Consider the following 13,441-nt stretch of genomic DNA (forward strand, 5'->3'; position numbering starts at 1 on the left):
AATATTTGAAACGCAAAACCATGCCTATTTAAACAGTCTTTCCAAACCTCCCGACCCGAACACAGCCCTATAGCAAACACCACCATTCAAAAGCGTCCAATTTTTCGGGCCACACTAGAAAAAACGATCTTCAACGATTAGAAAGCACTATCTCCGGACCACACTCATCGATAATTTCTTGAGACCACTGGGGCACTTCGCAGTATTTGCAACAAAAGTAATGTCCCGCACCACCAACCACCTTGGGAATAAAGGTGACCACACTCATTAAAACAGACAACAGCTTAATGACTAGCGATTTTGACTTCACCTTAGGGTCAACAACTTCCATTGCCTGCCTGAAACTAGGCTTGAGTGAAACATAGTCGTCTTCTTTGGGCTCATCCAAGCTACTAATATCCTGCAAGGTCATAAACTGACGAACATACTCGAATTGGTAGCTCAACCAACGCTCCGTCATGCTCCCAGCAACATGACCTAAATTAATCATTTCTTCGCCAATAGAAAAGCTATCCAGCACACCATCGTACTCATTCAATACATAACCGCGCACCTCATAGTCGCGTCCCTCGGGCCCTCCTGCCCGTTTTGGCACGATACAATAGGTACAGCGACGCCAAGAATAGGTGACAGGTTGGCCGTCATGAATGCTAAAAAAGTGAACATTTCCCGTGCGACGATTAAATGTAACAGGAGATATAGCATAGCCTTTAACTTCTTTCCAAGCCAGCCAAAAAAAGCCAAAAGCTAAAGGCAATCCCATCAGTGCAAAAACAGGCATCACCCACAAAGGCATGGGGGTGTAAAATGGAAAGCTAGCAAAAAAAAAGAAAAGGCACAAAACAACCACCCCTCCACCTCCACACCAGCCAAGATAAATCCCCCTCCGCTCAAACTCAGAGTCGGCGACTGCAAGCACTTTATTACTATATAATAGCGTGAGGCGCGTAGGCCGAGCATCGTCAGCAGCCGGTTCATCCAAGGAAAAGCGACGCTCCTTGCCGTCAGCAGGGAGCTCGAATTGATACTTAGGTATCATACCCAGGCTTTTCAAAACCTGAATTCGCCTTTTCATATGCCTCACCATAGCGTCGACTGACTTCTCGGGCATCCAAGCACGTGGGAAATGCCCACACTTGAATGTGGGGCATGCACCAGGGTTTTTAACAAGCAAGCGAGGCGAACCGGCATCCAATATTACTCATGCTAGCTCGCCCTACAAAACGAGACCTCTAGCGATTAGAGAGAACTATCTCCGGACCACACTCATCGATAATCTCTTGAGACCACTGGGGCACTTTGCAGTACTTGCAACAAAAGTAATGTCCCGCACCACCAACCACCTTGGGAATAAAGGTGACCACACTCATCAACACAGCCAACAGCTTAATGACTAGCGATTTTGACTTCACCTTAGGGTCAACAACTTCCATTGCCTGCCTGAAACTAGGCTTGAGGGAAACATAGTCGTCTTCTTTGGGTGCATCCAAGCCACTAATATCCTGCAAGGTCATAAACTGACGAACATACTCGAATTGGTAGCTCAACCAACGCTCCGTCATGCTCCCAGCAACATGACCTAAATTAATCATTTCTTCGCCAATAGAAAAGCTATCCATCACACCATCGTACTCATTCAGTACATAACCGCGCACCTCATAGTCGCGTCCCTCGGGCCCGCCTGCCCGTTTTGGCACGATACAATAGGTACAGCGACGCCAAGAATAGGTGACAGGTTGGCCATCATGAATACTAAAAAAGTGAACATTCCCCGTGCGACGATTAAACACAACAGGAGACATCGCATAGCCTGTAATCTCTTCCCAAGCCAGCCACCAGAATGCAGCAGCCAAAGGTAATGTCACAAGAGCAAAAGCAAACGTCAACCAATATGGCGCATGTGCATAAAAGGGAAGACCTCCCAAGGCAAAGAAAAACAACAAGATAACCAACCCACCGAAGCCGCACCAGCTCAGATAAATACCTCTTCGCTCAAACTCAGAATCGGCGACTGCAAGTACTTCATTACTATATAATAGCGTGAGGCGCGTAGGCCGAGCATCGTCAGCAGCCGGTTCATCCAAGGAAAAGCGACGCTCCTTGCCGTCAGCAGGGAGCTCGAGTTGATACTTAGGTATCATCCCCAGGCTTTTCAAAACCTGAATTCGCCTTTTCATATGCCTCACCATAGCGTCGACTGACTACTCGGGCATCCAAGCACGTGGGAAATGCCCACACTTGAATGTGGGGCATGCACCAGGGTTTTTAACAAGCAAGCGAGGCGAACCGGCATCCTATATTACTCATGCTAGCTCGCCCTACAAAACGAGATCTCTAGCGATTAGAGAGAACTATCTCCGGACCACACTCATCGATAATCTCTTGAGACCACTGCGGCACCTTGCAACACTTGCAACAAAAATAATGTCCCGCACCACCAACCACCTTAGGCACGAATATTACAATATCAATAAAAGCAAAAAGAAACTTAACCACAAGAGACTTTGGCTCAGCTTTGGGTTGCACCAAGTTCATGGACTGCTTGAAGCTGGGCTTGAGAGATACATAATCCCCCCTATTTGGCGGCTCTAGAAAACCAATATCTTCGCTTGTCATAAACATACGAATATACTCGTAATGACAGGCAAACCAACGCTCCACGAACTCCTTCGATCTACGGGCAGGATTGATAGCCTCCTCACCGATAGAGAAACTATCTAAAACACCATCATAGTCATTAAGCACATATCCACGCAGCTCGTAATAGCTTCCTTCGGGCCCACCACTACGCTTTGGAACAACACAATAAACACATTTCTCCCACGGATAACTTACTGGCTTGCCGTTAACAATGCTAAAAAAATAAACCTTCCCTGTGCTTCTATTAAAAACCACAGGATAGACTGCATAACCTTTTAACTCTTGCTTAGCAAGCCATAAAAATGCAGCCGCTGATGGCAGCGCCACTAATCCGACAAAGGGTATAATCCAATAAGGCGCAAGCGGAAACAAAAAAGGCATACTGCCAAAAAATAAAAACGCAGTAATAAAAATCATACAACCTATAAAAGACCAGCTTGTATATAGCCCGCGTCTCCGGAATTCGGAATCGGCAACTCCCAACAGTTTTTGATTGTAAATTAGCGTCACTCTTGAAGGCCATGCTTCATCGGCGGCGCTCGAAGTTACGGAATGACGAATTTCATTGCCGGCGCTTGGAAGCTCGAACTGATACTTCGGAATCATTCCAAGAGCCGTCAACAGCCGATTTCGCTTTTTCATAACTTACCCTTCAAATACGTTTTTGAGATCCTTTTGGGACTCTTTTATAGTCAAAAATCTCTCATCCACACCATAAAAACAGTGGCTTAGCCACTGTTGAGCCTTTGAATCCACCCATATCGATATCAAGACATTGATAGCAAGCATGATCACTATCACGAGAACACCGAGCAAAGAAAACATTCCAGCAAATATCACCGCAAAGCCCGCAAAAACATTACCTGCTGCTGAAAGCCCATACAACGCAAAAAGGCATATATTTCCTTTTCTTAAGGAATCATAAGCATTTACAAAATCATAGGCAGCGAATACAAAAGCCGCCCCAGCACCTAAAAACTTACCCAAAACACCCAAGCTGCTAGAAAAACTCATCACTCTACCTGAAAATTGCCGCCCTGCTGCTACAAGCCCATTCACACCTGCTTCTACTGTCTCGCACAGGCCACCGACGACACCGGCCAGCGAGGTCCAGAACTTGACTGACAGCTCGCGTCGGCTGAATGAATTTGCATTATCCAGCGCCTTGCCCGCGTAGTACCAGGAGATGCCCGAGAAGAACAAGGAGACCGCATTCATTCTGACTTCGCCATTAATGGCTTGCTGGAAGCCCGGCATGATGCCTTCGCGAATGTTACGCGGGGTCAGAACGATAGGTTCACGAGAGCGCAAGATTCTCTCCGCTGTCGCGCGCCCGGCCCCCTGGCCGTCACTGATTGTCGCCAGGCGTGCGCGATCCACGAAGACGAAGTGCTGAGAGCCGATCTGGTCGTACTGGCCTGTTCTTTTTAGCATCTCTCGTAGCGCACGCTGCATCTGAAGTCGGCTGGGCCGCTTGTTCGCCGGGATGGCCAGGCGCATTTCCTCGGCCAGAAGATTGACGAACTGCGTAGGCGTGCCCCTCAAGGGGCGCTCCACAATCCATTGATCGGTGGAGAACATCGATGCCATCAGATAGAGGTTCTTCGCAGTGCCGTCGACACCCTGGGAGAGTAACTTGGCAACCGGCGCCCCGGAATGATAGATCAGCCTGGTGAAGGCGTTGCGCCCCGCGGTTTCGCTCGTTTCCGGGTTCAGCATCGCTTTGGCGCTTTTCTGCCATGCGGCGTTGAATTTGTCGAGAATCGTTACAGCGCTTTGTACGGTCAGGGGCGGCGCGCTATCGATCTCCGCCAGGTGGTCATCCTGGTTATGCCCGAGGCTCCGTAGCAACGGGTTTTCAGGGTCGGTGGGGTTACCCGCACTCGCCCATGTCCTCAGTATTTCGGCACACTCCTCCCGATCAGCGGCATCGTCGATGCAGTCGACGAAGTGGTTGACATAGTTCACCCCGGAATCGAGTTCGTCCGTCCGATAATCCGAGGAGAAGATCCTTTTCAGATCGGGAGAGTCCAGCCAGGTCGCGTGATCTTGAGAGAGCGGTATGTCTATCGACTCGGAATCGGCTTTGAGAGTTTCCTTGACACTTTGATAGTCGTCTTCGATTTGCTTGTCAGTCCGCGCCAGGAACTTCTGCCCTTCCCGGGTTTCCTTCCAGGCAGCCTGCCGGACCTCCTTGATACTCTCATCGGTCAGTCGCTCCGAGGTGGCCTCCTTGTGCGCTATCCTGGCTGCAATAATGTCGTTTTCTTCTTGTAATTCATCTCTGAATCGCAGCTGATGCTCACTCGGGCCTACCATTTCGATCCGCGCGTTGATTTGCTGCAGCTGTAGCTCATTGTATTCCAGCATTTCTGGATCACGCAGCAGCACGGATTGCCGTTGGCGCTTTTCGGCCTGGTTCCCCACCGACTCGCGTATAGTTTGTATCCCCGCCCAGGATGATAGCCGCCAACTGAAACGCTGCAGCGACGCTGACACCGCCTGAATCTGTTCGGCATTGAGCTCGACGGTGATACCCCGCGGGTCGTGCGTCGCGAAGATAATGGCGCGGCCCTGCGATTTACGCTCGGCTGTCTCGACCAGGTCGTCGGCTTCGATGGCGCGCCAGTGGAACGGATAGACGGATTCAAACTCAGCGGTGTTTTGCGGATCATCCTCATCGGCCACGGTGCTATGAAAGCTCTGCCAAGCGTTGTGCCGATATTCGCTCACCCAGTCACTCACCGCCGACAGCGGCGCGGTGTGTGGCTGGCCAGCGGCGGGGGAGATACACAGAGACGGGTTGAGCGGCTGCATGCGGGTCGCGGGGTCACGGGCGATGCGATCGCGCACGGTTGCGTCCCAGTCGGTATCCGAAAATGCCAACCAGGCCTGGGTGACCTTTTCTGGCTGGCTGATGGTCACGCAGCGCGCCATCTGCCAGTCGCTGGAACGTCGGCACGCCTTATTTGCTTCCATATTGGGCGTCAGATGGCCGTCGAGCGGTATCGGCATGAAGTTGCTATCGCTGGTGACGCGATATTTGCGCCATATCACGCCATCGGCATCGCCACTGGGGAAGTGCATGTAGAAATAGCCAGCGCGCATGCTGCGTAGAATATAGGTCGCACGCTGCATGGCTTTATCCAGAACGCCCTCGCCGAAATTGCCGCCACTGGTGATGGGTGCGAGGCCGCTGATGCTATGGGCATGGCTCTCTGCGATCGCCGAATAACGCACCGGCAGAATCACCAGACCTGGGGACTTCTGGCACATCTGGCAGTCGCTGCAACCGCCGGTCTCGGCAGAGGTATCGGTGTTTCCACCGGACGTATTGGCGACCGCCGTCGCAACCGCTTCGTTGATGTCTGGAATCGCACTCATGCTACGTCGTTTCCCGGTTGGTCAGTTGTTCCTGAATGGTTTCCCAGCGGGCCTGAGGCCAATTGCCGGTCACGTGTCGATAGGCTGCACCACCACTCGCCAAGGCAATGGCGTTTGCGATATCGGGGTGCCGGATGATGTCGGGGTGGATCAACAACTCATGCAGCGCCAGCGCGACGCGATCTTGCAGATCACGCAGCCCTAGCGCTTGCCCATGGTCCAGACAGGCGGCAACCCGTTTACCGGCGTCGCGGTCGTCGCGTGGTGCCTGGGGGTCGTGAGCGCGCCACTGTTGCAGGCAGGCGCGCAGGGTGGGCAGCTCGTTCAAGCGGCGCGTCTGGGTGTCGTCGAGTGTCAGCCGCAGCCAGTGAGGCGCGCGCGGCTCATTGTCGATCTCGACCCACTGCGACGACGCATCCAGAAACGCCCAACGTGAGATTCTGCCCAACAGGGAGTGCAGCTGATCCTGAGCAAGAATCCAGCGGAGATGCGTCATGACGCGCGGGTCGAAGTAGCGGCAATACATCCAGCGCGATGCGGGCGTAGCCGCAAGGCAGTACCGGCTCAACTGGTCTCTGAGCACGTCTGCTTCGACGTCGGCCCACAGCAGCGCGCAGACTGTCGGCGGCATGCCACGCCGCGAGACGTTTTGCGCCTGCGCTCTGAGCGTCTCCAACGAGGCCTTGTCGATACGATAAAGATGCGGCGTCAGCCCATGCAGGTCCGGCCTGCGCCGTGGCAACAAGGCACCGATAGGCTCGCAGTCGTCACCGAGCGCCAGTGGCCCGTTCAAGTGATCGTGCAGCAACCAAGCCGTCATCACAGCACCTCAGCCATCCACCAGCGATGAACCACGGTTCGCGGCACCCTGGTGCTTCGTCGCGCAGTCTGATCCCTCCGGCAACTCGGGCATGGCCGCGTCCAGGCTCGCGGGCCCACCGAAGACGTGCTGGGCCCCCTTGATATCGATCTTGCCGGGGCCATGAACATCGATATTGCCGCCTTCGATGCGGATATAGCCGCCACCACTGTTCAGCAGGATGCCGTTGGCGGCGTTGATCTCGACCCGCCCTTCGGTGGAGGTGATCTTGACGTCCTTCTCGGCGGTCAGCGCCATCTCGTCGCTCTGCGCCTGCACCTCGACCTTGCCGCGGGCGGCGAACAGCTTCATACCGGCGCGGTAGACGAACAGCGAGAGCTTCTCGGAGATCGAGGCGACCAGGCTCTTGCCGGTGGCCACGTTGACGTCCTCGCCGCTGGAGACGCTCAGCGAGCGGCCCTGGGCCAGGTGGGTCGATTCCGGCGTGCTCAGGGTGATGCCGGCGGGCGAGGCCATATGCAGCCAGGGCGCTTTCATGCGTGCCGCTTCGCCGCGGCCGCCACTGTCAGTGGCGCCACGGGCGTTGTCCTGCTTGGCATCCGCGAGCTGTTCGCTGTTGCCGTAGGTGTCGTCGGCGTCCTCGCCCGCCTGCTTGAGCTGCTCGCGGGCGTCGAGGGCGTCGGCGTTGTGATCCTGGGCACTCTGGCTGAGGCTGTCGCTGAGCTGGTAGGCGCTGTCGAGCTGCTGTTTGGCCGGCGTCAAATCGAGCTGGTCACCGCTGGCGCCGAGCTGGCCCCAGCTGGTGAGGTAGAGCCCCTGATTGGCGCGGATGGCGCCATAGGCATCGGTACGCAGCTCGAACCCGGTGCCGCGGAAGGCGCCACGGGTGTTGCCGGTCTGGTGGATCAGGTAGCCGAGGTTGAGCTGGCTCTTCTCCGCTTCGGAGTTGAGGCGCACCCGCTCCTGGTCGGTGGCATCGTCGAACACCAGCTCGTTGTACTTGCTGCCGCGGTAGGTCTTGCTCTTGAAGCCCGAGAGCAGGCCGTGGCTGTGCCAGTCCGGCGTCTGCTCGCCGTTGTAGACCCGGCCGGTGATCAGCGGGCGGTCGGCGTCGCCTTCGAGGAAGTCGACCAGCACTTCCTGGCCGATACGCGGCACGAACACCCCGCCCCAGCCGGCGCCGGCGTTGGGCTGGGAGACCCGCAGCCAGACGCTGCTGCTTTCATCGTTCTGCCCCTGGCGGTCCCAGTGGAACTGGACGCGCACGCGGTTGAGATGGTCGGTGTGGATCTCTTCATTGGCCGGGCCGACCACGGTGGCGGTCTGCGGCCCGCCGATCACCGGGCGGCGGTGGGTCAGCGGATGGCGGTAGGGTTGGCTGAGGCGCTGGGCTTCGAGGTCGACCAGAAAGTGGCCGGTGCCGCCACTCATGTAGTCGGAGAGACGGTCGCTATCGCCTTCGTCTTCCAGCCCGTGCGCCTTCTTGGCGGCGTCGAGCTGGGGCTGCAGGCTGCCCGGCAGCGCCTGGAGCTGGGCCGAGACCGGCAGCGCGTTCTCGGCGTGGACGGTGACGCCCAGCAGCAGGAACTGGCGCTCTGGCTCGCCGCCGCTGTCGTGCAGCGGGTGCTGGGTGAGTTCGAACCAGCGCCCGGCCTGGAGCTGACGCGCACCGCCGCTGCCGCGGAAGCGCTTGGCGCGGGACTCATGGGCTTCCAGGCGGTTCTCGGTCAGCCGTTCACCGCGCTCATGGCCGTGGTAGTAGTACTCGCCGGCGTAGTCGTAGAGTTCGGTTGGCGGCAGGTTGCCCTGGTCGCTGAGGGTGTCGAGCCCGGTGCGCTTGGTCAGCGAGGGCTGCTTGTAGTCGAAGGTGCCCACGCTGACCCGGGTGGGCTGCTGGGTACGCACGCCGCCCCACTGGGTCAGGGCGTCCTCGCGCTCGGTGGCCGCCTGGCGGTGGAAGCGGATCGCCTGGGGGCTGACCGGTTGGGTGGTATCGACATCGTCGGTGATCACCAGCCGATGCCCGTCGAAGCCCGACCCGGAGGCTTCAGAGGAGGCGTTATCCGCGTCCTGTTCCTGCCCCGAATATTCGAAGTAGTACCATAACCCTTCCTCCTCCAAGAGACGACTGACGAAGTTCAGATCGCTCTCGCGATACTGCACGCAGTAGCTTCTGGCCGGGTAGTCGCGGCGCAGGTCGAAGCGGTAGCGCCCCTGGGCCAGCTCGTAGTCGTCGAACACGGCGGTGAGCACATCGACGACGCTACGATCCTGGAAGATGCGGCTGTCGCGGCCCAGGCCGAGCATGGCGAGCCACGGTACCAGGGTGAGCTGGTAGTAGGTGACACCGCCATCTTCGCCCAGCAGCGCGGCCTCGGAGACCAGCCCGTGCAACGGGCGGTAGCTGCCGTCGGCCTGCAGGATCGAGAGCCGCGCCGGCTGCGCCATCAGCGTCTTGAGCTCGATATCGCCCTGCTGGGAGATGCAGTCGAGGGTGTAGGTAAAGGGGGCGCTGACGCGCTCTTCGCCCACCAGCCGATGGGGCACGAGGGCGGTGCCGGCGATATCGAGGGTCAGCAGCCGCTGCGACTGCGACAGATCGATATCGAAGGTGTCGAGGAGATCGTTGAGCATGCGGTTTTCCTGATCGCGGTGGCGGCGCCGGTCGACGAGGGTCAGAGACAATGTTCAGAGGATCAGGATAACGCATCACTGGCGAAATGTTTGTAGGAGATATGCTACGGCTGGCGTGAGATATCGGCCGAAAAATCGGCGGAATAACCCACTCTTCGGACAAAAGAAGGAGTATGGAAGAATAACGATAACGCCATTCTCATCGGGAGCGCGTACTGCCCATGTCGACCACCGATTCGTCGCCGTTTTCGACCTTCGAGATTCCGCCGACACGCCGCCACGCCGAAACCATCGACTTCATGCTGTCGCGCCCCGCCCTGGCGCTGCTGCCGGAGTCACTACGCCCGGCGGCGCGGAGTTTTCTCGCCTATCTGGCGACGCTCCCCGGCAGCGCCCCCCACGCCTGCCCCGCCTGCGAAAGCCGTGCGATCTATCTGGCCGCGCCCGCCGGCAGTGGCGGCATGCGCCGCGACAGCTATGCCTGCCGCACCTGCCGCAAGCGCTTCACCGTCTTGACCGGTACGCCGCTGCATCTGCTGCGCTCGGAGGAGAAATGGAAACCCTGGATGAGCTACCGCTTTCAGGGTTTCTCCCAGGAGCTGATCGCCAACTTCCTGGGGATCAGCAACAAGGCGTCGATGACCTGGAGCCGGGCCTTTATCAAGGCCATGGCCGATTACGACAGCGCGCTGCACGCCTGGTGGCAGGCGCATCAGTCCCCCGAGATATCCGAGCTGACCGAAGAGGCGGCACGGGCCCTGGCCGAGTGCCAAGCGATGCTGGATGGGCTGCGCGACACCAGTGACCGTCGCTGCCCCTACTGCGGCTCGGCCTCGGTTCAGGTGATCACCAGCCGCCGCGCCACCGAGTACCAGTGCCACGGCTGCCAGCGGCGCTACAACAATCTCACCGAGACGCCGCTCTCCCACCTTCAGCACATCGAGCTCTGGCCCGAGTACGTGCGCCATCTCGTGCTCGGCTACCACGACACCGAGCTGGAGCAGATCTTTGGCCTGAGCAAGCCGCTGACCAACCTCTGGCGCCAACGTTTTCTGCAGCTGTTCCAGGCGCGCTGGCCGCTGCTGGCCCACTGGACGCTGTGGCAGTGGTCACGCCGCCGTGCTAATCCCGGTGAGATACCGCTGGCCTAAGAGGGTGTTTACAAAATGCCTGCGCTCGGCAATACGGCGTTAAAATCGGCCTCAAAATGCTCATTTACCCTATGTAAACTCCGCTTTTTCGACCGATTTTGCCTTGTCTCGCCTTCGCTCGCCGAATTTGTAAACATCCTCTAAGAACTCACTTCCAAACCCTCTGACGATGGACGCCGCCCCCTGCTGGCGGGGCCCACCGGGATCGACCATGCTGGGGATTCAACCCCGGCAAGGAGGCCAGTATGAAACCGCAAACGCTATGGACCCTGGTGGGCACCACGATGGCGATCGCCTCGGGCGTGGCCGCCCGGGAGGCGCTGAAGCATACCGCACGGCGCAGCGCGTTCGAGCCGCCGGTCAACCCAGACGACCCCGATGTGCGCTGGCGCGAGGCGCTGCTGTGGGGTGCGGCGTCCGGTGCCGCGGTAGGTCTGGCACGTATCCTGGGCTGGAAGATGGCTTCCAGCGGCATGCGCCGGGCGCGCCGCACGCGGCGCGGCCAGCGAGTGCTCGCGCGTCTGGAGCGCTGATCTACCCTCAGCGTTCAGAACGTATAGCTCAACGTCGAGGTCACATTGAGCGGTTCGCCATAGACACCGTAGGTATCGAAATAGCTGTAGTACTTGCGGTCGAACAGGTTGTGCACATTCACCTGCAGCGCCAGGCTCGGTGTGAACTGGTAGCGCCCGAAGAGATCGGCGATGGTGTAGCTGGGCTGCTCGAAATCGCGGGTCTCGCCATTGGGGCCGGCCTGGCGGGCGAAGGTGCGGCTCTGCCAGCGCCAGCCGCCACCCAGGGTGAGCTGGCGCCACTGCGGCACCCGGTAGCTGGCGAAGAGATTGGCCTGGGTGCGTGGCCGGTCGCCATTGAACGTGCCCTCTGCCGAGGTCGCGGTGTAGTGGGTGAAGCCGGCGGTCAGCTCCAGATCGTCGGTGACCGCGCCGTTGACCTCCATCTCGAAGCCTTCACTGACCACATCGCTGACCGGGGTCGCCGTGGTGACCAGCGAGCCGGGCGTTAGCACGATGTCCGCCACGTTGTCCTGTTCGAGCCGGAACACCGCCAAGGAGGCGTTGAGCAGGCCGTCGAACCAGGCCGCCTTCAGCCCGGTCTCGTAGTTCTTGCCCACCAGCGGGTCGAGATAGCCGTTGCCGCCCGCCAGCCGGTAACTCTGCGGTTGGAAGATCTCGGTATAGCTGGCATAGGCCGACCAGGTGTCGTCGAGGGTGTAGATCAGCCCGCCGTAGGGGGTGATCTCACGCTCGTCCTGCGCATGGTTGCCCAGCGTGCTCGACCAGGTGCGCCCGTGCCAGTCGGTGTAGCGCGCACCGAGAATCAGCGTCAGCGGCTCGGCCAGGGAGAAGCGTGCCACGCCGTAGAGCGCCTTCTGGCGGCTGCTGGCACGCTCGGAGGGCGCAAAGTCGGGCCACGCCTGCGCCGGCGTGGTGCCGTTCCAGGCGTCGAAGTCATCGACCGCGAAACCGTTGGTGAAGGTGTTCTCGTAGTCATTGGACTGGTCGTGATAGCTGCTCCCCAGTACCAGCTGGTGCGTGCGACCGAACAGCGAGAACGGCCCCTCCACATAGCCATCCACGCCGTCGACCCGGCGCTCGCCGCTGTTCCAGCCGGTGTAGTAGTAGACCCCCTGCCCCGTCTCCCGATCTGGAAAGCCGTAGGGGTAGGCGAGCCGAGAGTCCAGCGTGCTCTCTTCATGGGTCGCCGCCGCGTGCAGCGTCCAGCCCCCGCCGAAGCGGTGCTCGAGCTGGGCGAAGCTCTTCTTCGACTCCCAGGCGTTGTAGGACCAGTCCGGCGCCACACTGAAGCCGCGGGTGTAGTCCGTCTCGCTGCCGTCGCTGTACCACAGCGGCAGCCCACCCCAGGTCGGTGACGAGGTACGCCCGCGCTGGGTGTCGTAGCCCAGCGAGAGCGTGGTGTCGTCGCTGACATCGGCATCGATGACCAGGTAGCCGTAGCGCTTGCGCTCGCCGAAGCGGTCTAGATAGCTGTCGCCGTCCTCGTAGCCACCGACGAATCGCGCCCGTACGTCGCCCGAGCGGGTCAGCGGCGTGGTCACATCGACCACGCTGCGTGAGCGGTCCCAACTGCCGTAGCTGGCGCTGATCGAGCCGGTGGGCTCGCGGCTGTCGGCATGCTTGCGCACGAAGTCGATCGAGGCCCCGGGGTTGCCGGCGCCGGTGAGCAGCCCGTTGGCGCCGCGTACCACCTCGATGCGCTCATAGATGGCGGTGTTCAGCGCACCCTCGCCGAAGTACCAGCGGCTATCGGTGTTGAGCGTGGGGATGCCATCGTACTGGTAGCTGTTGATACGGAAACCGCGGGCGTAGAAATCGACGCGGCTGCTGTCGATGCGGTTCACCGAGATACCCGTGGCGTTGCTCAGGACATCCTCGACATCCCATAGCCCCTGATCCTGCATTCGCTGCTGGGTGATGATGCTCACCGTCTGCGGCACCTCGCGCAGCGTGGTCTCGAAACGCGTGCCCGCGGTGGTGGTGGAGCGGGTGTAGCCGACATTGTCATAGAGGCTCGCGGCGGAGACGGTCAATGTCTGCAGCGCTGTCGTCTCGTCGTCCTGGGCCATGGCGGAAGCGAGCGGCAGCAGCGCGGTGGCACCCAGCAGCGTGCCGAGCGGCATGCGCAGGGCACGCCGCGACGGCGACGCCCGGTGGCGAACGGGGGTTGGCATGATAGATCCCTTGCGTGGCGTCTCGGCGACGCTCGTTGTCGTGTCGGCGCCGGCCTCCGCGAGGCAGCGCGGGCACGGCGATCGCACGGGATCATATGCAAA

The 13,441-nt window shown here is 59.1% G+C and carries 9 protein-coding genes; 2 read left to right on the forward strand and 7 right to left on the reverse strand.

The genetic code is table 11. The features are described 5' to 3' along the window. Window positions 1-130 precede the first annotated feature (130 nt). The 6 genes from ABV408_RS18370 to ABV408_RS18395 form a co-directional block, all read right to left on the reverse strand. Window positions 131-1,075, reverse strand: a complete 945-nt coding sequence (locus tag ABV408_RS18370) for a DUF6708 domain-containing protein (RefSeq protein WP_353980318.1) — start codon at window positions 1,073-1,075, stop codon at window positions 131-133. Window positions 1,076-1,232: 157 nt separating this feature from the next. Continuing rightward, entirely contained in the window at window positions 1,233-2,177 is a 945-nt protein-coding gene (locus ABV408_RS18375; RefSeq protein ID WP_353980319.1) for a DUF6708 domain-containing protein, read from the reverse strand. Between the two features lie 157 nt (window positions 2,178-2,334). After that, window positions 2,335-3,282 carry a DUF6708 domain-containing protein gene (locus ABV408_RS18380; RefSeq protein ID WP_353980320.1) on the reverse strand — a complete coding sequence of 316 codons (948 nt, stop codon included), beginning with the start codon at window positions 3,280-3,282 and terminating at the stop codon, window positions 2,335-2,337. 3 nt (window positions 3,283-3,285) lie between these two features. After that, window positions 3,286-6,024 carry a T6SS effector BTH_I2691 family protein gene (locus ABV408_RS18385; protein WP_353980321.1) on the reverse strand — a complete coding sequence of 913 codons (2,739 nt, stop codon included), beginning with the start codon at window positions 6,022-6,024 and terminating at the stop codon, window positions 3,286-3,288. A 1-nt stretch (window position 6,025) separates the two neighbouring features. After that, window positions 6,026-6,844 carry a DUF4123 domain-containing protein gene (locus ABV408_RS18390; RefSeq protein ID WP_353980322.1) on the reverse strand — a complete coding sequence of 273 codons (819 nt, stop codon included), beginning with the start codon at window positions 6,842-6,844 and terminating at the stop codon, window positions 6,026-6,028. 9 nt (window positions 6,845-6,853) lie between these two features. Further along, complete coding sequence (locus ABV408_RS18395; protein WP_353980323.1) at window positions 6,854-9,478, reverse strand: type VI secretion system tip protein TssI/VgrG; 2,625 nt, start codon at window positions 9,476-9,478, stop codon at window positions 6,854-6,856. Window positions 9,479-9,699: 221 nt separating this feature from the next. On the opposite strand from ABV408_RS18395, the gene ABV408_RS18400 reads away from it, so the two are divergent. Next, window positions 9,700-10,629, forward strand: a complete 930-nt coding sequence (locus tag ABV408_RS18400; protein ID WP_353980324.1) for a hypothetical protein — start codon at window positions 9,700-9,702, stop codon at window positions 10,627-10,629. Window positions 10,630-10,874: 245 nt separating this feature from the next. Next, window positions 10,875-11,162 (forward strand): DUF4235 domain-containing protein, encoded by a 288-nt coding sequence (locus tag ABV408_RS18405; RefSeq protein WP_051895593.1) that lies wholly within the window; start codon window positions 10,875-10,877, stop codon window positions 11,160-11,162. Window positions 11,163-11,176: 14 nt separating this feature from the next. Here ABV408_RS18405 and fhuE read toward each other — a convergent pair whose 3' ends face one another. Next, a complete protein-coding gene (gene fhuE / locus ABV408_RS18410) occupies window positions 11,177-13,339 on the reverse strand; it encodes a ferric-rhodotorulic acid/ferric-coprogen receptor FhuE (protein ID WP_353980325.1) in 2,163 nt (720 codons plus the stop codon). Window positions 13,340-13,441 lie beyond the last annotated feature (102 nt).

Origin of the sequence: Salinicola endophyticus (assembly GCF_040536835.1) — a bacterium.
In the GTDB taxonomy this organism is placed as follows: domain Bacteria; phylum Pseudomonadota; class Gammaproteobacteria; order Pseudomonadales; family Halomonadaceae; genus Salinicola; species Salinicola endophyticus_A.